This window comes from Alcanivorax nanhaiticus (assembly GCF_000756665.1).
GTDB lineage: Bacteria > Pseudomonadota > Gammaproteobacteria > Pseudomonadales > Alcanivoracaceae > Alcanivorax > Alcanivorax nanhaiticus.
In genome coordinates this window covers 59,716-82,727 of the sequence record NZ_ARXV01000005.1, presented here as the reverse complement: position 1 = coordinate 82,727, position 23,012 = coordinate 59,716, and the positions used below count along the sequence as shown (strand labels likewise).

The following is a 23,012-nucleotide window of genomic DNA, read 5'->3' as shown; positions in this document are numbered from 1 at the left end:
GTGTTACCTGAATACACATCGGTTGTCTGACAATCGAACTGAAACAGCTTCATTTGTCATATTGAAGGCGCATTATGACCCTGTCACTGAGCGATGTAGAGGTCCTTGGTGATGGTGCTGATCCAGCATCGGGTGGTCAAAAGCTGCCGGGTATGTGGGGTTGGCAAATTGTGTATCTCGCAATGACTGTAGTGCGTTTCCGTGGGATGGCCCCGGAGCGCGACGCAAGGCATTGTCGTTCATTCAAAGGAGAAGGACGATGAACGCGATCATTCGATCTGTAGCACAGGTAACTGACAAGGCGCTGATGCCGCTGAAGGCCCAGCCTGCACTGTACCGCGCTTTGCAGTTGGTATTTGTACTGGCCGCTTATGCCGCAGGTGTGTACCTGGTGGATCTGGCGACACCGGAGGCACGGATTCCCGTGATTCTGTTCGCGGTGTATTTCATGCCGGCGGTACTGCGTGCCTGGTTGCAGCTGTACTGGCAGTTGCGTGGTGACGTTCGGGCCAGCAAGCCCAAGCGCCACCTGGCATAAGACCAATGAGATATCGTGCGTTGCGAGCAGGGTCGACCGGAAAAAGGTCTCAACCCTGCCGCATCAGACGCTGTTTCTGACGGTTCCAGTCGCGCTCTTTCTCGGTAGCGCGCTTGTCATATTTCTGTTTCCCCTTGGCCAGTGCGATGTCGCACTTGGCGAACCCTTTCTTCCAATAGAGGCTGACCGGTACGCAGGTATAGCCGTCTTTCTGTACCCCTGAATAGATCAGGCTCAATTCCCGACGATTCAGCAGCAGCTTGCGCGTGCGGATCGGGTCCGGGGTAATGTGGGTGCTGGCGGTGTTCAGGGGTTCCATGCGGGCACCAAACAGGAAGGCCTCGCCGTCCTTGAGCAGGACGTAGGCTTCGCTGAGGTTGGCTTTGCCGGCACGCATGGACTTCACTTCCCAGCCTTCCAGAACCAGGCCGGCTTCAAAGTGTTCTTCCAGATGGTATTCGTGACGCGCCTTGCGATTTTGCGCAATGGTGGCGGACGGTGCTTTGGCTTTTTTGTTGGCTTTTCCCATAGGGCGGCGATTATAGAGCAAGGGTTGGTGAGCGGATAGCGCTTTGCGTTTGATGAAAGCGGGTTAGTGAGTGTTCGCTTCCTTGAGCCGAGGCGGTAAATAATAAGACAATACCGCCACGCAAAATAAGGTATGGGTGTTATGAAGCAAGAAAACAAGCCGGTCCATGGCATGTGGGGCAGTCGCTGGGTGTTCATTCTGGCGGCAACAGGGTCGGCCGTGGGGCTGGGTAACATCTGGCGCTTCCCCTACATTACCGGTGAGAACGGGGGCGGGGCCTTCGTGCTGCTGTACCTGGCGTGTATTGCGATTGTCGGGATTCCGATCATGGCGGCAGAAGTCATGATGGGCCGCAAAGGGGGCATGAGCCCGATCAATTCCATGCGCAAGCTGGCGGCGGACAGCAAGGTGTCCCAGCGCTGGGCCGGGATTGGTCACATGGGGGTATTGTCTGCCTTTCTGATTCTCTCCTTTTATTCGGTGGTTGCCAGCTGGGCGCTGTATTACGCCTGGGAAGCCGTGGTGGGCGGTTTTCAGGGCATTACCGCTGCACAATCCGGTGCGCGTTTTGATGCCTTGCTGGCAGACCCATGGCTGATGATGGGGTGTCACACCCTGTTTATGGTACTGACCATGGTGGTGGTCGGCCGTGGGGTGAAAGGCGGGCTGGAAAAAGCCGTCGAGATCCTGATGCCGTTGCTGTTTGTACTGTTGCTGGTGCTGGTGGGCTATGCAGCTACCACGCCGGGATTCAAGCAGGGTCTGTTGTTCCTGTTCGAGCCGGATTTCTCCAAGCTGAATGGCAAGGTGGTGATCACTGCAGTGGGGCAGGCCTTCTTTACCCTGAGCCTGGGGATGGGGGCCATCATGGCTTACGGGGCTTATATGCCGCGTGAGACCTCGGCCAAGAAAGGCGGCAAGCCGCAGCCTGTCTCTATTATGTCCACGGTGATCATTATCGCCCTGCTGGACACGCTGGTGGCACTGGGTTCCGGTGTGGCCATGTTCCCGCTGATCTTCTCCAGCGGTCTGGAAGTCAGCCAGGGACCGGGAATGATGTTCGTTACCTTGCCCCTGGCGTTTGGCCAGATGCCGGGTGGCGTACTGTTTGCGTCCCTGTTCTTTATTCTTGTGGTGTCTGCGGCCTGGAGTTCGTCCATCAGTTTGGGTGAGCCGGTTGTGGCCTGGCTGGTGGAGCGTGGCCTGGGGCGTGGCAAGGCGGCTGCGCTGGTTGGACTGGGCGCCTGGCTGCTGGGTATCGGCTCGGTGTTGTCCTTTAACCTTTGGAAAGACAGCACCTTCCTTGTGGGAACCTTCTTCGATAATGTGGAATTCCTCTCCACCACGGTGATGCTGCCGCTGGGCGGGGTGCTGATTGCCATCTTTGCTGGCTGGATCATGAAAGAGACTCATGCCCGCAAGGAATTGGCCATGAAGAGCTTCCCGCTGTATCTGGTATGGCGGGCGCTGGTGCGGATCTTCTCTCCGGCGGCGGTGATTGCGCTGTTCGGCTACACCATCTGGAAGATGGTGGTGCCGGATGAAGTGGCAGCGGCCCCTGAGCCGGTGGCCCAGGAGCTGGTTCAGGCAGAGGCGGGGATGTCGGATGAAGCTGCGGACCCGGAGGAGGTCGCCCCGGTGGCCGAGCCGGCGGGTGATGATGTTCCTGCTATGCCGGCTGAGGAATCTGAGGTGCCTGTCGTCCCGGAGGGGCAGTAATGGCTGAGCCGATGATTCATGTGGAGGTAGCGTACGCCCTGCCGGAAAAGCAGCGCCTGATCGGCCTGGATGTGCCGGAAGGGACGACCATGCTGGAAGCAGCCCGCTTGTCGGGTATCAGTGAGCAGTTTGAGGGGCTGGAGCTGGACAAGGCCCCGATGGGGCTGTTTGGCAAAGTGGTTGCCAATCCGTCGGCCCAGGTGCTGAAGGCGGGGGAGCGGGTGGAGATTTACCGCCCCCTCAAGGCTGATCCCAAACTCAATCGCAAGAAGCGGGCCCAGGAAAGCGCGGCCAAGGGTTAGTGGTACTGCCCTTGGGCCTTGCGCGACTTAATCGGATTCTTTCTGGCGCTGCTCTGCTTTCTGCTGCAATTCACGGTCGTTGCGGCCGGAGGTCTTGGCTTTGAAGTCATCAATGACCTGGCCTTCGTAACGGCTGTAGACGCCACCTTCGAAGTAGACGGCGATCTTCTGGGAGACGTTGTCGCCCTTACCCGGACGATAGGTCATGGGGTAGAACCACACGTTGGCTGTGAAGGGATCAATCAGGGTAGGGGCGCCCAACGCAAAGCGGACTTGATCCGGCGTCATGCCTGGTTGAAGCTGGGCCAGCATGTCTTCAGTGACAAAATTGCCCTGGGGAATGTCGATCCGATAGACCCCGGGAAAACGCAGGCTGCTACAGCCGCTGAGTACCATCAGGGTGGAAAGCAGCAGCAGGGTGGTAATTCTTGGCATGATTTTCGACTTCGCTGAGTGTTCGGGCGATAATACAGGCTTGGGAACTGATGACAAATTCCCAGCCGGTGGTTTTACCCTTTAATGGACACTGTATCGGCCGGGGAGTTCGTCTTGTCTTGCCGGCAGGCTGGAGTTCCACGGACATTTATTCGCCATTGATCAGGCATACGGAGCATACGCATTGGATAATCAGGATCTCAGAAAGGCGGGCCTGAAAGTGACCCTGCCGCGGGTGAAAATCCTGCAACAGCTGGAAAAGTCGGAAGAGCGCCATCTGAGTGCCGAAGACATCTACAAATCATTGATGGATGCGGGCGAGGACGTGGGCCTGGCTACCGTCTACCGTGTACTGACCCAGTTTGAGCAGGCCGGCATGGTGCTGCGCCACAACTTCGAGGGCGGCTCTGCGGTATTCGAGCTGGCGGATGAAGACCATCACGACCACATGGTGTGCATGGAAACCGGCCAGGTGGTCGAGTTCATGGACGATGTGATCGAAAAGCGCCAGCACGCCATCGCCGAAGAGCACGGCTACGAAATCGTGGACCACTCCCTTGTCCTGTACGTGAAGCCGAAGAAGTAATCAGGGGCTTTACGCAATACGCCCCATGCTGCACGCGGGTAACCCCGCGGCGCGGTGTGGGGCGTTTTGTTATGTGAGGCAGATATTTCCCGGTCTGGCTTGGTCGGGCGGCCCCTATCGCGGCGGAACCGCCGCTCCCACAGGTGGTGCGATTCGGAGGTTGAGGCTCTCGCCCCGGTGTTTCAGCCCCTGTGGGAGTGGGCGTTCGGCCACGATACCCGGTGCGGCCGGGTGCTGCCTTTCGCGGCGGAACCGCCGCTCCCACGGGTGGGGCGATTCGGCGGTTGAGGTTCTCGCCCCGGTGTTTCAGCCCCTGTGGGAGTGGGCGTTCGGCCACGATACCCGGTGCGGCCGGGTGCTGCCTTTCGCGGCGGAACCGCCGCTCCCACAGGTGGGGCGATTCGGAGGTTGAGGTTCTCGCCCTGGTGTTTCAGCCCCTGTGGGAGTGGGCGTTCGACCACGATACCCGGCGCGGCGGTGTACTGCCTTCGACCACGATACCCGGCGCGGCCGGGTACTAGCGGTGGAACCACCGCTCCCACGGGAGGGTAGGGGTGCTTCGAGCGGTCCGGACGCGGGCACGGCATGTCGGCTCGCACCCACCCCTCCCGCGCAGCTATTCACTGTTAACTATTAACTGCTTTTCAGGCTGCTTGCGCCTTGCTCAGCATTTCCCGCGCATGGTTGCGGGTGGATTCGGTGATCTCCACACCGCCCAGCATTCTTGCCAATTCTTCGATGCGTGCCGCTTCGTCCAGCCCGTGGATACGGGTGTGGGTGGTGTCGTCGCCCTGGATCTTGTGCACCTGCCAGTGTTGGTGGCCCTGGCTGGCAACCTGGGGTTGGTGGGTGATGCATAGCACTTGGGCGTGGCTGCCCAGTTCGCGCAGCAGGCGGCCGACAATTTCGGCGACGCCGCCGCCCACACCCACGTCCACTTCATCGAACACCAGGCTGGGCACGGTGAGGTTGCGGGCGCAGATAACCTGAATGGCCAGGCTGACCCGGGACAGTTCGCCCCCGGAAGCCACCTTGCCCAGTGGTTTGAGCGGTTGGCCGGGGTTGGCGGTGAACAGAAATTCCACTTCTTCCAGTCCATCTGCACCCGGGCTGCATTCGCTCAGCTGGGCTTCCATCACTGCGGCTTTCATGCCGAGGGCGGTCAGCTGCTTCTGAACCTGCTGGGTGAGTGTCTTGCCTGCACTGCGGCGGGCTTTGCCCAGTTTGAGCGCGCTGTCCATGTACTGCTTTTCTGCGCTGCTTTCGGCTTCGGCCAGGGCGTGCAGGTGGGCGTCCACATTGCCGAGGGCTTCGGATTCATTGAGCAGGCCCTGGTGATGCTCCACCAGTTCCTCAGGGCGAATGCGGTATTTGCGTGCCAGGGTGTAGCACTGGCTAAGGCGTTCCTCCACCAGGTTAAGACGCTCCGGGTCCAGATCGAGGCGCTCCAGATAGTGGCGCAGGTCTTCGGCGGCGGCTTCCACTTGCAAGCGGGCAGATTCCACCGCATCGGCCACGCTGCCCAGTCCATCGTCCTGACGGCGGGCATCGTCCAGCCAGTGGCTTACCTGGCTGAGGTGGTCGTTACAGGTGCCGTCGTCGCCTTCGTAAAGGGCGTTGAGGGATTGCTGGCAGATGCGGATCAGGCTGTCGGCGTTAGCCAGACGTTGTTGTTCCTGTTCCAGCTCGGCGAGCTCTCCTTCCTGAAGTGCCAGTGCATCCAGTTCTTCGAGCTGAAAGCGCAGTAGCTCTTCACGTTCATTCTGTTCGCGGGCCTGGTTCAGGGCGTCGTCATGGGCGCGGCGGGCTTTTTGCCAGGCGCGCCAGTGCTCGCGAACGGTAGCAGCCAGCTCGCGGGCATCGGCATAGTTGTCCAGCAATTGGCGGTGCGCTTCTTTTTTCAGTAGCGCCTGGTGTTCGTGCTGGCTGTGGATGCTGATCAGCCGTTCACCCAGTTCGCGCACCTCTGCCAGCGGGGTAGGGGTGCCGTTGATGTAAGCTCGCGAGCGGCCATCGGCACGCACAGTGCGGCGCAGCAGGCACTGGTTGTCGTCGTCCAGTTCGCGCTCGGCCAGCCATTGTTGGGCGCCGGGGTTGTCGCTGACATCAAAGGTGGCGAGCACCTCGGCGCGATCATGACCGTGACGGACCACACTGGAGTCGGCGCGATCGCCCAGGGTCAGGCCCAGGGCGTCGATGATCACGGATTTACCCGCCCCGGTTTCCCCGCTGATGCAGGTGAGTCCGTTCTCCGGTTCCAGCTCAAGCTGGTCCACGGTGGCAAAGTGGCGAACGCTCAGATGTGTCAGCATGGTACGTCTCCGAAACGGGTGTTGCGTGTTCAGGCTGTCTTGAGATCAACAACCTGGGTGCCTGCCAGCAGATCATGCAGGCAGCGCTTGTCTTTACGGAATATCAGCAGAGGATCTGCCATCAGAAGAAGGTTGGCGCCCGGAATTTGCGCCAGCACATGCATCAGGAAATAGCGGATGCCAAACAGCTTGCCGGCGGGAACCTTGCTATCCACCATGCCAGTGATCTTCATATTCAGAAGCCACTTGCCGACGGTTTGCTGGCGATTGAATAGCAGGTAACCCTGTGCCGCCAGAAATGCCACTTCACCGACGATGAACCAGGTCAGGGTTTCCTCCAGGCTCAAGGTGCCACCCTGTTGAATCATTTCGTTCCAGGCGCCACTGAAATAGAGGAAGGGGCCTACGATAGCGACTTGCACCAGTGTGTCGATAAGCGCACCAAACAGTCGTTTCCATCGACTCGCCAGTGTGGCGTTGCTGTCATTTGGCTCGGCAGTGGGTTCTGATGAGGGTGTCTGGTAGGGATTGTTGTTGTCTTGCACGATAACGTCCTTGTTACTGTTCGTATGGTCAGTTGTGCCAATCTTAGGCGATTCGGGGCATCAGTGTAAGCCCCCCGGAATTTTATATAATGCGGGGGCCGTTTTCTGGTACATATATAGAACTATGACCAAGCTGGATCTCAATGAACGTAAACAACGCCTGCTGATGACGCTGGTAGAGCGGCATATTCGCGACGGCCAGCCCGTGGGCTCCAAGACCCTGGCCACCGGCAGTGGCTTGCAGGTAAGCCCGGCCACCATCCGCAATATCATGGCGGAGCTGGAGGATCTTGGGATTCTGGCCAGCCCGCATACCTCTGCCGGGCGCATTCCCACGGAGCTGGGTTACCGCATGTATGTGGATTCCCTGCTGGCGTCCAGTGTGATGGAGCGGCCGGATCACAGAGATCTGAAGCGTGAATTGCAGCAGATGCTGGCGCCAGAGCAATCTCCCCAGGAATTGATCTCCCAGGCTTCAAGAACGCTTGCTGAATTGACTCGCATGGCCGGATTAGTGGCGGTGCCGCGTCGTGAAGTGACCACGTTGCGGCAGGTGGAATTCCTGCCCCTGTCGGGCAAGCGGGTGCTGGTGGTGCTGGTGGTGAACCGCTCAGAGGTGCAGAACCGCATCATTCATACCGACCGGGATTACGACGAAGCGGAATTGCGGCAGGCGGCCAACTACATCAACCACACCTATGCCGGCTGTGATCTGAACAGCATCTGTGATGGTCTGCTTAACACCATGAATGCGGACCGGCAGCACATGGATGCCTTGATGCAAACGGCCGTGGCCGTGGCGGACAAGGCGCTGCGCACGGAGGAATCCGACTCCGACTACGTGGTGTCCGGCGAGTCCAACCTGATCCAGACCGCTGAGGCCGATAACCTGAATCAGTTGCGCGATTTGTTCGAGGCCTTCAACCACAAGCGCGATATCCTTCACCTGCTGGAGCGTTCCATAAAGGCGGATGGCGTACAGATCTTCATTGGTCGTGAATCCGGCTTCCGCCCCTTTGAGGACTACTCCCTGATCTCGGCCCCCTACCGCGCAGATAATGGTCCCGTGGGCGTCCTCGCCGTGGTCGGCCCCACGCGAATGGACTACGAGAAGGTGATCCCCACCGTGGATATCACCGCCAAGATCCTCTCGGCGGCCCTGACCCAGCTGTAATTCAGTTGACAGTTGATAGTGGACAGTTGACAGCGGCGCGGCCGAGGCTGGGCAGGGCTGTGATGGCGCTGGCCGCGTTCAGATGGCTGTCACCGTATCCTGTGGGAGCTTGCCTGCAAGCGATTGCCCTCAAGGGCGCCGCCTCCGTCAGAGCGAGCTGTAGGAGCGGTGGTTCCACCGCGATTTTCAGCGTTCGGAGCAGATCGCGGTCGGACGACCGCTCCCACAGCGATTCTCTGCCGCAGGAGCCAGCCTGATGGCCATAATCGCTTGCAGGCAAGCTCCCACAGAGCCCTCGGCTACAGGTCGTTAGCTGTCAACTGTCCACTATCCACTGTCAACTCCCGCCTCCCCCCTTGAATCCCCACCATCAGTTCCCATATCTTTGCCCGCTTTCCTGATAAAAGCCCGGATTGGGATGTGGAGTGGAAGAATGAGTGAGCAGGAAAAAGACCAGAACAACGCCGAGCCACAGGTAGAAACCGTGGAAGAGCAGCAGGCAGCGGCAGAGGCCGAGCAGGCGGAGCCGACGGCGGAAGAGAAGCTGGCGGAGCTGGAAGCTGAACTGGCGACCGTGAAGAAGGCGCTGGGCGAAGCGGATATCCGTGCCCAGGCCGAGATCCAGAATGTGCGCCGCCGTGCCGAACGCGATGTGCAGCACGCCCACAAGTTTGCCCTGGAGAAGTTCGCCGGCGATCTGCTGAGCGTGGCGGACAATCTTGAGCGGGGTCTGGGTGCGCTGGATGCCGACGACGAGGCTCTGAAAGGGGCCCGCGAAGGTATCGAGTTGACGCTGAAATCCCTGATGGATGTGTTCGGCAAGTACAACCTGGAGCAGATCAGCCCCAGAGATGAGCCCTTCAATCCCGAGCTGCACGAAGCCATGACCATGGTGCCGGTACCCAATGTGGACCCCAACACCGTGATCGATGTGCTCGAGAAGGGTTACCAGCTCAATGGCCGCCTGATCCGCCCGGCACGGGTGGTGGTCAGCAAGGCGCCGTAAAGGCATTCAGGGAAATCGCGAAAAAAGCGTGAAGGCCCCTTGAATCGGTTCAAAACACCGCCATATAGGTGCCAGTAGCGTTAACAAGTTCAACTGACCGAATCGCCGACAGGGGTTCGGGTGGTGTGAAGGAGAAAGAGAGATATGGGTAAGATCATCGGTATCGACCTGGGTACAACCAACAGCTGTGTGGCTGTACTCGAAGGTGACAAGGCTAAAGTCATTGAAAACAGCGAAGGCGCCCGTACTACGCCTTCCATCATCGCGTACACCGACGACAAGGAAACCCTGGTCGGTCAGGCTGCCAAGCGTCAGGCGGTGACCAACCCGGAAAACACCCTGTACGCGGTGAAGCGTCTGATCGGTCGTCGTTTTGAAGATGACGTGGTTCAGAAAGACATCAAGATGGTGCCCTATAAAATTGCCAAGGCCGACAACGGTGACGCCTGGGTAGAAGTGAAGGGCGAAAAAATGGCGCCGCCGCAGATCTCTGCGCAGGTGCTGAAGAAGATGAAGAAGACCGCGGAAGATTACCTGGGTGAGACTGTCACCGAGGCCGTTATCACCGTGCCGGCTTACTTCAACGATTCCCAGCGTCAGGCCACCAAGGATGCCGGTCGCATCGCCGGTCTGGACGTGAAACGTATCATCAACGAGCCCACTGCTGCGGCCCTGGCCTATGGCATGGACAAGAAAGGCGGCGACCGCACCATCGCGGTCTACGATCTGGGTGGTGGTACCTTCGATATCTCCATCATCGAGATTGCCGAAGTGGACGGCGAGCACCAATTTGAAGTGCTGGCCACCAACGGTGACACCTTCCTGGGTGGTGAGGATTTCGACCTGGCCCTGATCAACTTCCTGGCGGATCAGTTCAAGGCGGATTCCGGTATCGACCTGGGCGGCGACCCGCTGGCCATGCAGCGTCTGAAAGAAGCGGCTGAAAAAGCCAAGATCGAGCTGTCTTCAGCCGAGCAGACCGAAGTGAACCTGCCGTACATCACCGCAGACGCCACCGGTCCCAAGCACCTGGTCGTGAAAGTGACCCGTGCCAAGCTCGAGTCTCTGGTGGGTGATCTGGTGACCCGTTCCCTGGAGCCTTGCAAGACTGCACTGAAAGATGCGGGCGTGAACGCTGCTGACATCACTGATGTGATTCTGGTGGGTGGTCAGACCCGTATGCCGATGGTGCAGAAGAAAGTCTCCGAGTTCTTCGGCAAAGAGCCGCGCAAGGACGTTAACCCGGACGAAGCGGTGGCCATGGGGGCAGCCATTCAGGGTGCGGTACTGAGCGGTGACGTGAAAGACGTACTGCTGCTGGACGTGACCCCGCTGACCCTGGGTATCGAAACCATGGGTGGCGTGATGACTCCGCTGATCGAGAAGAACACCACCATCCCGACCAATGCGTCGCAGGTGTTCTCCACCGCGGACGACAACCAGACCGCGGTAACCGTGCACGTACTGCAGGGTGAGCGTAAGCAGGCTGGCCAGAACAAGTCTCTGGGTCAATTCAACCTGGAAGACATTCCGCCGGCACCGCGTGGCATGCCGCAGATCGAAGTGACCTTCGACATCGACGCCAACGGTATCCTGCACGTGAGCGCGAAAGACAAGGCCACTGGCAAAGAGCAGTCCATCCAGATCAAGGCCTCTTCCGGTCTGTCCGATGAAGAGATCGATCAAATGGTGGCGGATGCCGAAGCGCACGCGGACGAAGACAAGAAGTTCGAAGAGCTGGTGCAGACCCGCAACCAGGCCGATCACTTGGTGCACGCGACTCGCAAGACCCTCGACGAAGCTGGCGACAAGGCCACCGACGAAGAGAAAGAGTCCATCACCAAGGCCGTGAACGAGCTGGAAGAAGCGGCCAAGGGTAGCGACAAGGACGACATTGAAGCCAAGATCAAGGCCCTGTCTGAAGTGTCTGCGCCGCTGGCCCAGAAGCTCTACGCCGAACAGGCTCAGCAGGCTGAAGGTGCCGCCGGTGCCGAAGGCGAGCAGGCCGCAGGTGACGACGTTGTTGACGCCGAGTTCGAAGAAGTCGACGACGACAAGAAGAAGTAATTAAGCCTGACGCCTGACGCCGGATGCTGGACGTAATCGCTTTCAAGCTTTTGCGTCTGGCCTCCGGCGTTTGGCGTCTGGCTAAGCCAAAGGCTTGATTATGTCCAAACGCGATTATTATGAAGTGCTGGGGGCGGCGAAAGACGCCAGTCAGCAAGATCTGAAAAAGGCCTATCGCCGTCTGGCGATGAAATACCATCCGGACCGTAATCCGGATGACGAAGAGGCCTTGGCCAAATTCAAGGAAGCCAAGGAAGCCTACGAAGTCCTGTCCGATGAGCAGAAGCGCGCGGCCTACGACCAGTTCGGCCATGCCGGCGTGAATGGTCAGGGGCAAGGCGGTTTCGGCGGCGGTGCTGGTGCTGGCGGTTTTGGTGACATCTTCGGCGATATTTTCGGTGACATCTTCGGTGGTGGTGGCGGTGGCCGTCGTGGCCCGGCCCGTGGCGCGGATTTGCGTTACACCCTTGAGCTGACACTGGAACAGGCGGTGCGTGGTTGCGAAGAAAAGATTCGCGTGCCCACCTGGGAAAGTTGCGGCACCTGTCATGGTAGTGGTGCCAAAGAAGGTTCCAAGCCGGTGACCTGTACCACCTGTGGTGGCGCTGGCCAGGTACGCATGCAGCAAGGTTTCTTCACCGTGCAGCAGGCCTGTCCTACCTGTAAGGGTGAAGGCCAGATCATCGAAGATCCCTGCGGCAGCTGTGGCGGCCAGGGTCGGGTGCAGAACACCAAGACCCTGTCGGTGAAGATTCCGGCGGGCGTGGATACCGGTGACCGCATTCGTCTGGCGGGTGAAGGTGAAGCCGGCATGCACGGCGCGCCATCCGGTGATCTGTATGTGCAGGTGGCGGTGCGTGAGCACGACATCTTCCAGCGCGACGGTACCAACCTGTACTGCGAAGTACCGATCAGCTTTGTAGATGCCACTCTTGGCGGCGAGCTGGATGTGCCCACCCTTGGTGGCAAGGTGAAACTGAAAGTGCCGGCAGAAACCCAGACGGGCAAGATGTTCCGTCTGCGCGGCAAGGGTGTGAAATCCGTGCGTGGTGGTGCCACTGGTGATTTGCTTTGCAAGGTCGTAGTGGAGACGCCGGTGAAACTGTCCGGCGAGCAAAAAGACCTGCTGCGTCAGTTCCAGGATTCCCTGGAGAGCGGTGGTGATCGCCACAACCCGAAGAAAACCAGCTGGTTTGAAGGCGTTAAACGTTTCTTTGATGCAAAGTAAGCGGTATCGCTGACCGGCAATAAAAAACGGAGCAAGGGAAACCGGCTCCGTTTTTTTATGCCGTGCAGTGGCTGGGATATTTGCCAGGCCGGTTGGTGGGAGAGGACGTTCGACCACGATTACCCGGTTAGTCGGGCAGGCTTTTCGCGGCGGAACCGCCGCTCCCACAGGGGCGGTGTTCTCATTCGGTGGCGGAATCGCTCAACGCCTGTTGTAGGAGGTGTGAGGTATTCCCTTTTCACAAAAACTACAATGTAAGCCTTCTCGCACAGCCATTTCCGCTTCCCCTCACAGACAGCTTTCTCCCCAAGCGCCACTATCCCGCCTTTTGAATGCCACAGGGACAGGAAGCTGAGCGAATGGAAAAGCTTGCAGCCATACCTCCGTCGGTCGCGACTCAAGCGTCCAGAATCATGCGGGTAATAACGGTCTCTCCACAGCTGTGCCTGTGCTGCGAAGATAGCGGCGAACAGCTGACAGCGGTGGACGCCGCCGTGCTGCCCGCTCCCTTGCAGCCCGGTGATCGAGTGCTGGCCCAATCTACATTGCAGGGCTGGGTGATTACCGCGCTACTGGCAGGGGAGCGTATGCCCCTGGTAGCGATGGATGATGATGGCCGGCTTTCATTGCAATGCGACAAGGGCATTCGTCTTCAGGTCGCCGATGCGCGTATCGATATAGCCCCTGATGGTTGTATCACTGTCGATGGCAAGGAGGTGCACACCCTGGCCAGTGGCCTGCAGCGCATCCTCGGCGCCACGGTGCAAATCAACTGATGGCGTTTTCCCCGTTGGCTGCAACCCATTACCGGGAAGCACAAAACCTCTATCGCCGACGACAGCAGCTGCTGGATTCCCGAGCCTCGCCGCGAGAAGCACTGCGCCAACTGGATTGGCGATTGCTGGCCAATCTGCAGGGAGCACAAGATCAATGTGCGGGGGGGCTGAATGACAACCTGAAGCCGGCTGAGCTCTTTGTGGAAAGCTGGTGGCTGCTTCATGGGGAGCAAGCTGAAGAGGGTTTGATGCAACTGGACGCGCTTTTTCCAGCCCTCGATGCTGAACAGCAACAGGCGCTGATTGCCTCGATCCAGCTTGCGATGGGTCTGGGGTATGTGGAAATCAATCAGCCAGCGCTGCAAGCGACATTGTGTTCGCGGCATCCTCAGGGTGTGGCATCGCTGGATCTGTTTTGCTGCGCGGATGAAGTGGCTGCGGTGGCGTTGCAACTGCAGGATGCCGATGGTGCCGGCTCCGATGTCTTTCGCCCTTTCTATCAAGAGCAGGAGCGCTCACGGACAAGAAGGCAGGCGCTGATCAGCGGTCTGATTCGCCGTGATGCCGCCGCTTTTCCTGTGGCCAGAGATTACCCCGATGATCCTGTGCTGACGTTGTTGCTGGTTCGCAATGGTGAGGCCGGGGGTGGGCCAATGGCGCAGGCATTGATGGGCACGGAGCAGGCAGCCAATGCACTGCTGGCGATGATGGAACAGGTGGAAATGGCGCAGCAAGCGGCGACTGCCTGGGTCTGGTTGTGTGGCACCGGCGCGCCGCGCAAGCCGCGTCTGCAAGCGGTGGGAGACAGCGCGACTTCCAGCCAGACCCTGCCAGATGCGGCAGCGGCACGGCAGCAGTGGCAAGTGTTGCTGGAACATCGAGAGCCGACGGGGCTCCCGGTTTTCTTTGGTCAGACACGAACGGAATCTTCCATTGCCGACATGACAGATCAGTGGTGCGGTCAGGTGTCGGCATTAATCGCTGCGCACCGGGCTTTTGATCTCGGCAAGAGTGCAGTACCCGCAGATGGATGGCAGCACCATGCCCTTCATGGAGACAGCAATCATGTTTGAGCTGGTCAATGGCACGGATGCGAAAGTGGTCCTGGTGCAGGGCTGGAACCTGGATGGCCGTGTTCAGAGCGTGGCGATTGCCAAACTGACGTTGCAGTTCGATCTGCAAGGCAATCTCTCCATGGCGGAGCAGGAAGAGGTGGTGTTGGCTGATGAGCACTACGGTGATCCCAAAGACTCCAGCCTGCGTCTGGCCAGTGAGGCGGTCCCTTTCAAGCAGGGGGCTGAATATTATTTGCACGGCCACGCCTGTGCCCCTGATGGTGAGCAGGTCAGTCATCAGGTGTCGATCAGCCTGGAGCAGAATGGGCTTGCCCGTACCAAACAGCTGGCGGTGTTGGGTGAGCATCACTGGCAAAAAGGATTGCTGGGGCATCGCCGAACGGAGCCATTACCGTTTTCCCGATTGCCGTTGCGTTATGAGTTGGCCTTTGGCGGCGCTCACCCCGAGAAGGGGCAGCGGGAGAAGCGTAACCCGGTAGGACGAGGTTTTAATCCATCCGGCTGGAGTCTGAAGGATACCCGTGCTCCACAGATTGAGTATCTCGGCCAGGCACAGCTGTCGCCATCACGGGACGCCCCGGTGGCCGGTTTTGCGCCGCTGCCTTCGTTCTGGGCTCCGCGTCAGGGCCGTTATGGTGAACTGTCCCGGCAGCCGCTGGACAATCAGGGTTGCCCCTGGAGTCAGGATGCGCATCCGGCACTGCATCACTGTGCCCCGGAAGATCAGTGGCTGGCAGCGCCGCTGACCGGGGGAGAGAAGCTGGTATTGCAGGGATTCTTTTCCGGCTCGGAGAAGCCTGTTGAGTTGGTATTACCAACATGGTGCCCTCAGGTGTTGCTGGTACGACGAGGTCATCGTGCCGAACGTATTGAGCTGTGCTGCGATACATTAAAGATCGATACGGACAGGCAAACCCTCTCGCTGATTGCACGAGCGTCCGTCTGCCCAACGCAGGCCAAGGGCTTGCCGGCCTGGCTGGTGTTGCAGGCGAGTACGTCATGGCGGGGGGCGGCATGAGCCGTCCGGTTTTTGTCTCCGAATACGGCGTGCTGTCGCCCGGCGGTGATTCGTCTTTGGCCTTGTTGAGTGCCACCCTTTCTGGTGTTTCTGCCGTCAATGTGATCAAGGACCTCGCAGTGGCAGTAGGAAGTGATTACCGTGCCCACTTCCCGCGGTTGGCGTGTTTGCCCGGTGCTCTTGAGTGGGAAGACAGGGTCGAGTTGGCGCTGCGACATTTACTGGATCAGTCTCACCCGGTGTTGTTGATCACGCCCGACCAGGGTGCGCCGCAATTCAGCTGGATGCGGGATGTGTTGAGCTTGGCAGACCCTGAGGGTCGGCTTGAGTGGGTCACCGTGGATGCTCTGGCAAGCGTGTTATCGCGGCAGGTAATTCGACTTCGGGCCGGAGAAATCAGTGCGCTGTCGGTGTTTGGTCTCGACAGCCTGGTACATCCCGTCAATGTGATGCAGCTGGCGGCAGCAGCCCAACTACAAACCGACAAGCTACCGGATGGCCGTGCAGTGGGCGAGGGCTTCGCCTGGTTCACCTTGAGTTGCCAGCCTGCTCCGGTGGAATGGCAGGCGGATGCTGCTGGTGTTGAGCCCAATGCAGGCGAGATGATGCCGGCTTCTCTATTGGGGCTGGCCGATACCATCTCAGCATTGAAGGAAGGCGGCGAGCTGTCCCGGCCGCGCTTGATCATTCATGCCCGCGCGCAAGCGCCACGGGATGATCTTGAATGGCATCATGCCAGCCAGCGGTTGTGGCCGGCGCGGCTCGCGCCGCGCGAGAACCTGGCCATGCGCAAAGGCGAGCAGCAGGCTCCCCAGCCAGCGCCTCCTCCCTGGCAGCAGCATCTCAAGCCCGCGAAGGTGACAGGAGAGCTGGGTGCCGCGGCCTTTCCCATGGCGATTGCCCTGGCCTGCGAAAGGTTGTGTTGGTCGCTGGCACCGGCGCCTCAGGCTCTGGTTGTGGATGCCGGGGCACAGCAGGCGCGTTGCGCCGTATGGCTGAAAAATACTGAATCACAAGGATGCGATTCCAATGAGTAACGTGGTAATCAACGGCCGCACGGCCGTCCATGCCGGTTCCGGCGGCGTCTTCATGGCCCCGGATGTCTGTCAGGTGCCGCCCCTGTGTATCCCGGCGTCTTTTACCAATACGGCGCTTTCCAAGGATGCCACTGGCACCGCCAGCTCGGTCATCATCAACGGCCAACCCGCCTGCCACTTGTCTTCTACTTTTATGGTCAGCAACGGCGACGAAGGCGGCTCCTGCGGCGGCATCATCTCCGGCACCATCAAGGGGCAAGCCCAGTTCATCACCTCTTCCCCCAATGTCTTCATCGAAGGCCAGCCCGCCGTCCGCCAGGCCGACCAGATGGTCTCCAACAACGCCAACACGCCACCCGCACCACTGCAGCAACCAGGGGCTGGGTTGCCGTCGGATCTTTCTGTGGGGGAGACGGAGGAAGAGGAAATAGCACCCGGAGACTACGCTGTAGGGATCAGGGTGAAAGGGGATCCCGCCTACTTCCCCGGAGCGGTCACCATTACGCCTGAGCACGGGGAGTAAGGCATGACTTCTCCAAATTCCACTGCGGGTTATCTGATTCAGCAACTGGCCTTTGATGAGCGGCAAGGGCAGGACAGTAACGGACGGTCAAATGGACTCGTTTGTTTTCGTGAGCTGGAAGAAACTGATTATCGTGTGGGGCTGGATAATGTTGATCCTCATGCTGACTATCGACAGCGTGTGCCTGAGCTGCAGAGAAGCCTCTATGATGCATTGACTCCCAGGGGGTATGTGGCAAGGCAAGGCCGCTACTGGATTCCTGTCACGACCAGCCGTGCGAACCTGGACTCTCCTTCTCCCGAACAGTGCGCAGAGCTCACCGCTATTGCCCCTCTGCGTCGCAACGCAAATGGTGCTTTAGCTCCACTTCGAAACGGCTGGCTATATGTTTTTGTGAACGGGCGTTTGTGGAGAGAGATTTACTGCAGGGGGAAGAATCGACGATTTAATGAGCGTGATTATTATCAGTTTGAGCGCTTTGAGGAGGTCAATCTCGCGACCAAGCAAGGAGCGGATGTGCGTGCCCCTTCTGCATTGCTGGATAAAGCGGCACTCGTTGTTCCTACCTCTCTACCCGATGATTCCGCACCACAGGTTCACTTGGCATTTTCAGAGGTGCAATGGACTTGGGAGTATCTGTGTCGACTGGGTGGAATGAGCGCTGACGATCCCAGAGTGATCCCCGAGGTGTATCAGCGCTACGAGGGCATTGAGGTTGACGCAGTTATGCAGCAAGAGCGTCTTCAGCTTTTGGAACTTGCTGATTTCCCGGCTGCAGTGGCAAATCCAGCTGAAGATCTCGTTGTTCCCATTGATAAGGCGTTCGAGAGTGATGAAGGCGTTGGCTTGCTGCATCACCTGGGGCAAAGAAACTATGTCAGCCAGAATCAGAAGAACCTTCTGGATAGTGGTATACCCGCCGTTGTCATTCATGACCCGCTTGGAGAAGCAAAGGATTGGGCTGTACAGCTGCACGACACCGTGGAGAAGTTCGCTGGCTGGGCGAGCCAAAATGCACACCCTCATACCGTCGCGCAATATGCCACCCAGTTGATTGATGAAAACCCCGATTACGCTGAACAGGTCAGATATGGTGCCATTGAAGAGTTTATGGAGCGCTATGAGCGAGAAAAGAGCGAATTCCAGGAGCAGCAAGCGAGATATACGGATGCATTGCTTGAATGCCTGCAAAGAGTCGAAGCACCAAATAGTGTCTTAAACGTATTTTCCGATTATCAACTGAATGATGCACATGAAAGTCCCCGTTATCGACATGTTGGGGAAAAAGGCGCTGAATGTTGGGCTTTCCTCACAGAAATGCTTTCCGATAGCCACAATGGGTTCCAGTTCCTGCGGCAGCAACTGGAGGATGAGGAGAGCATTACAAACCAGTGCCTGCGTGTATTTGATAATCCGCAGCTGGAAAATATTTCAAGACCAGATCAGCAGGCTAATGAGGAGTACCACTATCAAGCGGTACAAAGAAGATCGGACTGGCGGAATCAGGTTAAGAACACTGTAAAACTGACGGATTTGGGCTATAAAGCCCTTGAGCGCCTTCTGGGAACCTTGGCAAGGCCTGTCAGTGAAGCAAAAGAGCATTGGGAGCGCCTTAGTCCCAGGCTGGAGAAGCTTTATGGGGTTCGAATTACGACCAAAGAGCTTAGTTATAGTGAATGGCGTGATTTGAATCGATCCTCTGCGAAATCAAATTCCACCGTCATCAGCGTTGCTGCCCCGGATGCCAAAACGGCAAGCCATAGAGTCAAAATTCTCAAGTTTGATGATCAGCCTGTTGCTGCCCACCGAGCCTTGGAGTCGCTTAAAGGATTGCCCGCCCAGATTCTGAATATTGCGCAGGTCGTAAACTTGGCAATAAATTGGGAGGAGCTGGCGAAGAACGGCCTCGACACACAAGTCAACAAGCTTGCTCTTCTGGAGAATAGTCTGAGCACTATTTCGCTTGTTTATGATCTGTCCAGCCAATCGAAGAGTAAGCTTTCTCAGGCTATGGGAGCAAGCAGAGCGCTGCGTATTGGAATGGGAACTATCGGTGTTGTGGGGAACTTGGTCGGAGCGGTTAAGGATTTAGAAGAGGCAAGGCTTGCTAAGGAAAATAGAGAGTTCGGACTTGCGGATGCTTATCATATAAGTGCTGCGGGTTCATCATTAATTGCTTCATCAGGGTTGTTCTTGTTTCTTTGTGCAACCCCCATTGCGGTTGTTACCTTTTCGATCGGGGCAATTCTTGTTGTGACCGGTATTGTGAAGATTGATCAAGAGAGGTTGGGGCCTTTTGAGGCTTGGCTGCGTTTCGGTTTCTTTGGTATAGAGTCGTATGCTGGAGAAGTGGAGGCTAACTCTGCAAGTCATGCGTATCTTTCTGAATCCAGGGAGTGGGAGAATAATCCGGAAATTGAGCTGGCGAAACTGTATGAAATTCTTTTTGGTTTTGAGGTTAAGGTAAGTCTCGAGTCGAGATATTCAAGGGATGGCGTGGGTAGAAGTGCGCCTAGAATTTTTCAGGGGAAAACAATTAAGGTTGATTTCTCATTGTACAACTTTGATTCTGATACTTCAGAGATTGACTTGTCGATTGGCGCAGGAAAATCTGGGGTAGGGAGTGGGGAAGAAGGGGGAGGAGGTCTAAAGTTCTACGATAGGGATGTGATTGTGAAAATGTCGTCCTCAAGAGAGGGAGGTGTGACGAGAATGATTTTTCAGGTCCCGCGCGGAGTTATTGATGATGATAGTGATTATGCTGTTGTTCGAGTTTTGAGGAGGCAGTTAGGCGCGTCCGTGATTGATATTCCGCAAGATGGCGCGATTAGTGTTTCTGTTTTTGCCAATCATAGTGGTGGAGTAACCAAAGGGATTAACAACTTCGGGGATGAGGTCTGAATGTTTTGTTCGCTAATAAATTCATGTCGATTTATGGGTCGAGAATTGATCCCGGCTCTGGTTGGTGTTCTTTGTTTTTCTTTGGTTGCCTGTGATGGAGTTTCTTCGGATGAGGTGAAGTCTACAGCGTTTGAAAATGAGGGGGTTGGTATTGAGGGGGTGGTGGGTTACTGGAGGACAAAAGATGCAAGGTATTTTGAGGTTGTAATATTGGATCTTTTTTCTGGGGATAAGACGGTAGTTGAATTTCCATCGATTCCATCTGATGTTCAAGTGATGGAGGATGGGCGATTGTTGACTGCAATTAAAAAAAGAAATGAAAAAGGGTGGCTTTCTGAATTGTGCATTTTTGATATTGATATTGGGCGGTGTGAGAGCGGTTTTTCGAATGGCGGATATTCTTTGTTCGGTCCGGATTTACATGAAGACAGTGTAGTCTACTATTCGAAGGAGAATGGCGGGCTTTCAATTAAAAAAGCAAGACTCGGCACTGGTGAGGTCGATTATCTAGACTGCCCTGATCATAATTGTTCCCACCCTTCCTGGAGTGATGATGGAGATAAGATTGCTTACATAGTCGGCGACACCAGGGTCTCTGTTTACGATGTTTTAACCGGGAAAAATGATGTTATTAATGTTGTTGACGGTGAAGGGGTTTTGACTGGGGTCGATTTTTCTGAAGGAAAGAATGGCGAGGTTTTGGTTTTCTCCTTTATTGAGGGTGATTTCTCTGATTCTATGCGGAGCAAGATTATTTCTCTCGATTTGCGCGGGGTAGGCGATAAGGTCGTTTTGGAACTGAATGGCAGGGTGTTGGGGATTAGCGGCACTAATGTTGAGGGCGGGGTGATTGCTTTAATTGGCGATAGAATGAATAGCCAGAATTTGTTCTTCTACAATTTAGATGACGGGAAGCGTGTGATTGTCTCAGACCCGGATTGGATTGCTGGTCCTGCATCGTGGAGTGAGTAACTTGCCATAAAGGTCTCGGAGAGGGCTGGTTTTCAGCGGTTGAGTTAATAATGATTCTGTATGCCACTAATACAATAAGCTTAAATTTGCATTCCGTCGTTTTCGAGCTTCGGTCCCCCTGCTAGTATTGCCTAAAAAAACAACAACAAGAGTTCGACATGACGATTCGCAATCTGGCATGGATGCTGGTGTTGGCTGCGCAGCCTGTGGTTTTGCTGTCGCCTGTGCAGGCGGCACCTGTCGATCAGGCTTATGACCGCGCAAAGGCTACCTTTGCACAGCGTTCCCCTCTGCCGCTGGATGATGCGGTGCTGGATGCGCCTTGGGTGCAGGCTCCCTTCGATCAGGCTCCTTTTACTTATACCTATGCCGAGATAGAGGCTAACTGGCCGCGTTTTATGCGTGGGCTGCAGTTGCCGTTCCCTTCCCCTGAGTACCTGAAATCCCGCTATCAGCGTTTCCCGGCGTTGTTCCGGGACCTGCGTTATCAGGACGACGACTGGGAGCAGCACAGCCGCAATGTGCTGGAGGTGTGGCAGGCGTTCTTCCGGGGCGATCTGCGTCATGCTCGTGATCTGGGTAATCGCTACGGTGGCTATGCCCGGGTGCCGGCCATGGTGTCTCAGATTATTTATGCCACTTATCTCGCTCCTACCCAGACACAGAAGCAGCAGTTGCTTCAGCAGAGCATCAACGAGATGGCCTGGTTTGGTGAGAATGCCCCGGTGTTACCCGGTGAGGAGTTGTTGGAAGACGATTACTGCATGGTGCGCTTGGGCTTTGGTTATGCGGTGGCGCGGCTGGCGGAGGATGAGTCGGTGCCAGCCATGTTGCAGCGCAATTACGGTCCGATGGTGATTAATGCGGCCACCGAGATGTTGGGGGTGGAGCCACAGCATCCGCTGGCCATGTCCCTGTATGCCGCCTTCGAGGCCAATGTGTTGCGTCGGGTCGGCAAGGCGGCGGGACGTCTTACCTTCGAGGCAGACAGCCGCGATGCCACCGAGCTGTTTGAAACCTCGGTGAAGCAGGTGCCGGATCTGGCGATTGTCCGCTACGAATATGCCAACAGCTTGCTTTATACCTTTCGTGAAGATCAGGCCCAGCAGGCCATCGCCCAGCTGATGTTGGCGGCGCAGTTGCCAGCGGAGTATTCCATGGAATGGCTGGACCGGGCCTATGCCCGCAAGCGCCTGAAGGAAGTGCAGGCCTGGGTGGACAGTGGCATGAGTTTCGCGCGTTTTGATCGCAAGCGTCGTAAATTTATGAACAAGGCCGATCGTAACCTCTACGCAGTGAATCAGCCGCCCTTTCTGGTAGACTAATCCGCCTTTACAGACTTGGTGGGACTGGGCCGCCTTATCTGCCGGGCCAGGTTTGGTGTTTTCGCGGTCGAACGACCGCTCCCACGGTGCGATCTTCAAGGAATTCATCATGAAAGTAGGCATTATCGGTGCTGCCGGCCGTATGGGCCGTATTCTTATCGAGGCGACCATCGCCAACCCGGATACCACTCTGGCTGCAGCGGTGGATGTGCCCGGTTCCAGCCTGATCGGTGCCGATGCCGGTGAGCTGGTGGGGCAGGGCCATGCCGGTGTGGCGTTGGCGGATGATCTGGCTGCGGTGGTGAAGGATGCCGATGTGTTTATCGATTTCACTGTCCCGGAAGCCACAGTGAAGAACATCGAGGTCTGTCGTGCGGCGGGCACCAGGCTGGTGATCGGTACCACCGGCCTGAATGATGAGCAGATCGCCGGTCTGCGTGCTGCCAGCGAAGAGATCGCCATCTGCTACGCCCCCAATTACTCCATTGGTGTGAACCTGTGCTTCAAACTGCTCGAGACCGCGGCGGCTGTGCTGCAGGACGAGGTGGATATCGAGGTGATCGAGGCCCATCACCGTCACAAGATTGATGCGCCTTCCGGTACCGCCCTGCGCATGGGTGAAGTGGTGGCCCAGACCCTGGGGCGTGACCTCAAGGAAGTGGCGGTATACGGCCGTGAAGGTCGCACCGGTGAGCGTGACCGCAAGACCATTGGTTTCGAGACCATCCGTGCCGGCGATATCGTGGGCGATCACACCGTGCTGTTCGCCGCCGATGGCGAACGGGTGGAAATTACCCACAAGGCGTCCAGCCGTATGGCTTTCGGCCGTGGCGCGGTGCGTGCGGCCGCCTGGCTGGGTAGCCAGGACAAGGGCCTGTTCGACATGCAGGACGTGCTCGGTCTGGCCGGCGACTCTGCGGGCTGGGGCAAGGGCTGAGGATAA

General features: G+C 57.4%; 21 protein-coding genes. 17 read left to right on the top strand and 4 right to left on the bottom strand.

Going from position 1 to position 23,012, the window contains the following annotated elements:
* Positions 1-259 precede the first annotated feature (259 nt).
* Positions 260-538, top strand: a complete 279-nt coding sequence (locus tag Y5S_RS07855; RefSeq protein ID WP_035232004.1) for a hypothetical protein — start codon at positions 260-262, stop codon at positions 536-538.
* 49 nt (positions 539-587) lie between these two features.
* Here the strand turns inward: Y5S_RS07855 and smpB are convergent, their stop codons facing one another.
* Positions 588-1,067: an SsrA-binding protein SmpB gene (smpB, locus tag Y5S_RS07850; protein WP_035232002.1), complete on the bottom strand. Its 480-nt coding sequence runs from the start codon at positions 1,065-1,067 to the stop codon at positions 588-590.
* Positions 1,068-1,208: 141 nt separating this feature from the next.
* Here smpB and Y5S_RS07845 point away from each other — a divergent pair, with 141 nt between their 5' ends.
* Both Y5S_RS07845 and Y5S_RS07840 read left to right on the top strand, forming a co-directional pair.
* Positions 1,209-2,786 carry a sodium-dependent transporter gene (locus Y5S_RS07845; protein WP_035232000.1) on the top strand — a complete coding sequence of 526 codons (1,578 nt, stop codon included), beginning with the start codon at positions 1,209-1,211 and terminating at the stop codon, positions 2,784-2,786.
* Positions 2,786-3,088: an RnfH family protein gene (locus Y5S_RS07840; protein ID WP_035231999.1), complete on the top strand. Its 303-nt coding sequence runs from the start codon at positions 2,786-2,788 to the stop codon at positions 3,086-3,088. The genes Y5S_RS07845 and Y5S_RS07840 overlap by 1 nt, the downstream gene beginning before the upstream one ends.
* Positions 3,089-3,115: 27 nt before the next feature.
* Here the strand turns inward: Y5S_RS07840 and Y5S_RS07835 are convergent, their stop codons facing one another.
* Entirely contained in the window at positions 3,116-3,523 is a 408-nt protein-coding gene (locus tag Y5S_RS07835) for an outer membrane protein assembly factor BamE (protein ID WP_035231998.1), read from the bottom strand.
* 184 nt (positions 3,524-3,707) lie between these two features.
* Between Y5S_RS07835 and fur the strand changes: the two genes are divergently transcribed.
* Positions 3,708-4,109, top strand: a complete 402-nt coding sequence (gene fur / locus Y5S_RS07830; RefSeq protein WP_035231997.1) for a ferric iron uptake transcriptional regulator — start codon at positions 3,708-3,710, stop codon at positions 4,107-4,109.
* A 644-nt stretch (positions 4,110-4,753) separates the two neighbouring features.
* On the opposite strand, the gene recN is transcribed toward fur, so the two are convergent.
* Positions 4,754-6,421: a DNA repair protein RecN gene (gene recN / locus Y5S_RS07825; RefSeq protein WP_035231995.1), complete on the bottom strand. Its 1,668-nt coding sequence runs from the start codon at positions 6,419-6,421 to the stop codon at positions 4,754-4,756.
* 29 nt (positions 6,422-6,450) lie between these two features.
* Positions 6,451-6,966: an RDD family protein gene (locus Y5S_RS07820; RefSeq protein ID WP_035231993.1), complete on the bottom strand. Its 516-nt coding sequence runs from the start codon at positions 6,964-6,966 to the stop codon at positions 6,451-6,453.
* A 124-nt stretch (positions 6,967-7,090) separates the two neighbouring features.
* Between Y5S_RS07820 and hrcA the strand changes: the two genes are divergently transcribed.
* From hrcA to dapB, 13 genes are all read left to right on the top strand, one after another.
* Complete coding sequence (gene hrcA, locus Y5S_RS07815; RefSeq protein ID WP_035231991.1) at positions 7,091-8,140, top strand: heat-inducible transcriptional repressor HrcA; 1,050 nt, start codon at positions 7,091-7,093, stop codon at positions 8,138-8,140.
* A gap of 433 nt (positions 8,141-8,573) precedes the next feature.
* Positions 8,574-9,146 (top strand): nucleotide exchange factor GrpE, encoded by a 573-nt coding sequence (gene grpE, locus Y5S_RS07810; RefSeq protein ID WP_035231989.1) that lies wholly within the window; start codon positions 8,574-8,576, stop codon positions 9,144-9,146.
* 144 nt (positions 9,147-9,290) lie between these two features.
* On the top strand, positions 9,291-11,213 hold the full coding sequence (dnaK, locus tag Y5S_RS07805) for a molecular chaperone DnaK (protein ID WP_035231988.1): 1,923 nt from the start codon (positions 9,291-9,293) through the stop codon (positions 11,211-11,213).
* A gap of 100 nt (positions 11,214-11,313) precedes the next feature.
* Positions 11,314-12,441, top strand: a complete 1,128-nt coding sequence (gene dnaJ, locus Y5S_RS07800; RefSeq protein WP_035231987.1) for a molecular chaperone DnaJ — start codon at positions 11,314-11,316, stop codon at positions 12,439-12,441.
* Positions 12,442-12,800: 359 nt separating this feature from the next.
* A complete protein-coding gene (locus Y5S_RS07795; RefSeq protein ID WP_035231985.1) occupies positions 12,801-13,217 on the top strand; it encodes a hypothetical protein in 417 nt (138 codons plus the stop codon).
* Positions 13,217-14,290: a hypothetical protein gene (locus Y5S_RS07790; protein WP_035231983.1), complete on the top strand. Its 1,074-nt coding sequence runs from the start codon at positions 13,217-13,219 to the stop codon at positions 14,288-14,290. Before Y5S_RS07795 ends, Y5S_RS07790 begins: the two co-directional genes overlap by 1 nt.
* A complete protein-coding gene (locus tag Y5S_RS07785; protein ID WP_035231982.1) occupies positions 14,283-15,311 on the top strand; it encodes a DUF2169 family type VI secretion system accessory protein in 1,029 nt (342 codons plus the stop codon). The genes Y5S_RS07790 and Y5S_RS07785 overlap by 8 nt, the downstream gene beginning before the upstream one ends.
* The gene (locus Y5S_RS07780) at positions 15,308-16,348 is read left to right on the top strand and encodes a hypothetical protein (RefSeq protein WP_156107647.1); all 1,041 of its coding nucleotides are present in this window, start codon (positions 15,308-15,310) and stop codon (positions 16,346-16,348) included. Before Y5S_RS07785 ends, Y5S_RS07780 begins: the two co-directional genes overlap by 4 nt.
* Positions 16,341-16,871 (top strand): DUF4150 domain-containing protein, encoded by a 531-nt coding sequence (locus Y5S_RS07775; protein WP_052041462.1) that lies wholly within the window; start codon positions 16,341-16,343, stop codon positions 16,869-16,871. Before Y5S_RS07780 ends, Y5S_RS07775 begins: the two co-directional genes overlap by 8 nt.
* Positions 16,872-16,874: 3 nt before the next feature.
* Positions 16,875-19,772: a hypothetical protein gene (locus Y5S_RS07770; protein ID WP_035231979.1), complete on the top strand. Its 2,898-nt coding sequence runs from the start codon at positions 16,875-16,877 to the stop codon at positions 19,770-19,772.
* A gap of 33 nt (positions 19,773-19,805) precedes the next feature.
* Positions 19,806-20,744, top strand: a complete 939-nt coding sequence (locus Y5S_RS07765; RefSeq protein WP_156107645.1) for a TolB-like translocation protein — start codon at positions 19,806-19,808, stop codon at positions 20,742-20,744.
* Between the two features lie 158 nt (positions 20,745-20,902).
* Positions 20,903-22,069, top strand: coding sequence for a hypothetical protein (locus tag Y5S_RS07760; protein ID WP_035231975.1), 1,167 nt, complete (start codon positions 20,903-20,905; stop codon positions 22,067-22,069).
* 109 nt (positions 22,070-22,178) lie between these two features.
* Entirely contained in the window at positions 22,179-23,006 is an 828-nt protein-coding gene (gene dapB, locus Y5S_RS07755) for a 4-hydroxy-tetrahydrodipicolinate reductase (protein ID WP_035231973.1), read from the top strand.
* Positions 23,007-23,012: the final 6 nt, after the last annotated feature.

Excerpts from the sequence above, each read along its gene's own strand:
- Y5S_RS07775 (WP_052041462.1), top strand. The coding sequence starts at position 16,341 with ATGAGTAACGTGGTAATCAACGGCCGCACGGCCGTCCATGCCGGTTCC.
- hrcA (WP_035231991.1), top strand. The coding sequence starts at position 7,091 with ATGACCAAGCTGGATCTCAATGAACGTAAACAACGCCTGCTGATGACG.
- Y5S_RS07765 (WP_156107645.1), top strand. The coding sequence starts at position 19,806 with ATGGGTCGAGAATTGATCCCGGCTCTGGTTGGTGTTCTTTGTTTTTCT.
- Y5S_RS07840 (WP_035231999.1), top strand. The coding sequence starts at position 2,786 with ATGGCTGAGCCGATGATTCATGTGGAGGTAGCGTACGCCCTGCCGGAA.
- Y5S_RS07760 (WP_035231975.1), top strand. The coding sequence starts at position 20,903 with ATGACGATTCGCAATCTGGCATGGATGCTGGTGTTGGCTGCGCAGCCT.
- Y5S_RS07845 (WP_035232000.1), top strand. The coding sequence starts at position 1,209 with ATGAAGCAAGAAAACAAGCCGGTCCATGGCATGTGGGGCAGTCGCTGG.
- grpE (WP_035231989.1), top strand. The coding sequence starts at position 8,574 with ATGAGTGAGCAGGAAAAAGACCAGAACAACGCCGAGCCACAGGTAGAA.
- Y5S_RS07790 (WP_035231983.1), top strand. The coding sequence starts at position 13,217 with ATGGCGTTTTCCCCGTTGGCTGCAACCCATTACCGGGAAGCACAAAAC.
- Y5S_RS07770 (WP_035231979.1), top strand. The coding sequence starts at position 16,875 with ATGACTTCTCCAAATTCCACTGCGGGTTATCTGATTCAGCAACTGGCC.
- dnaJ (WP_035231987.1), top strand. The coding sequence starts at position 11,314 with ATGTCCAAACGCGATTATTATGAAGTGCTGGGGGCGGCGAAAGACGCC.
- Y5S_RS07835 (WP_035231998.1), bottom strand. The coding sequence starts at position 3,523 with ATGCCAAGAATTACCACCCTGCTGCTGCTTTCCACCCTGATGGTACTC.
- smpB (WP_035232002.1), bottom strand. The coding sequence starts at position 1,067 with ATGGGAAAAGCCAACAAAAAAGCCAAAGCACCGTCCGCCACCATTGCG.
- Y5S_RS07785 (WP_035231982.1), top strand. The coding sequence starts at position 14,283 with ATGTTTGAGCTGGTCAATGGCACGGATGCGAAAGTGGTCCTGGTGCAG.
- dnaK (WP_035231988.1), top strand. The coding sequence starts at position 9,291 with ATGGGTAAGATCATCGGTATCGACCTGGGTACAACCAACAGCTGTGTG.
- Y5S_RS07780 (WP_156107647.1), top strand. The coding sequence starts at position 15,308 with ATGAGCCGTCCGGTTTTTGTCTCCGAATACGGCGTGCTGTCGCCCGGC.
- recN (WP_035231995.1), bottom strand. The coding sequence starts at position 6,421 with ATGCTGACACATCTGAGCGTTCGCCACTTTGCCACCGTGGACCAGCTT.
- dapB (WP_035231973.1), top strand. The coding sequence starts at position 22,179 with ATGAAAGTAGGCATTATCGGTGCTGCCGGCCGTATGGGCCGTATTCTT.
- Y5S_RS07795 (WP_035231985.1), top strand. The coding sequence starts at position 12,801 with ATGGAAAAGCTTGCAGCCATACCTCCGTCGGTCGCGACTCAAGCGTCC.
- Y5S_RS07855 (WP_035232004.1), top strand. The coding sequence starts at position 260 with ATGAACGCGATCATTCGATCTGTAGCACAGGTAACTGACAAGGCGCTG.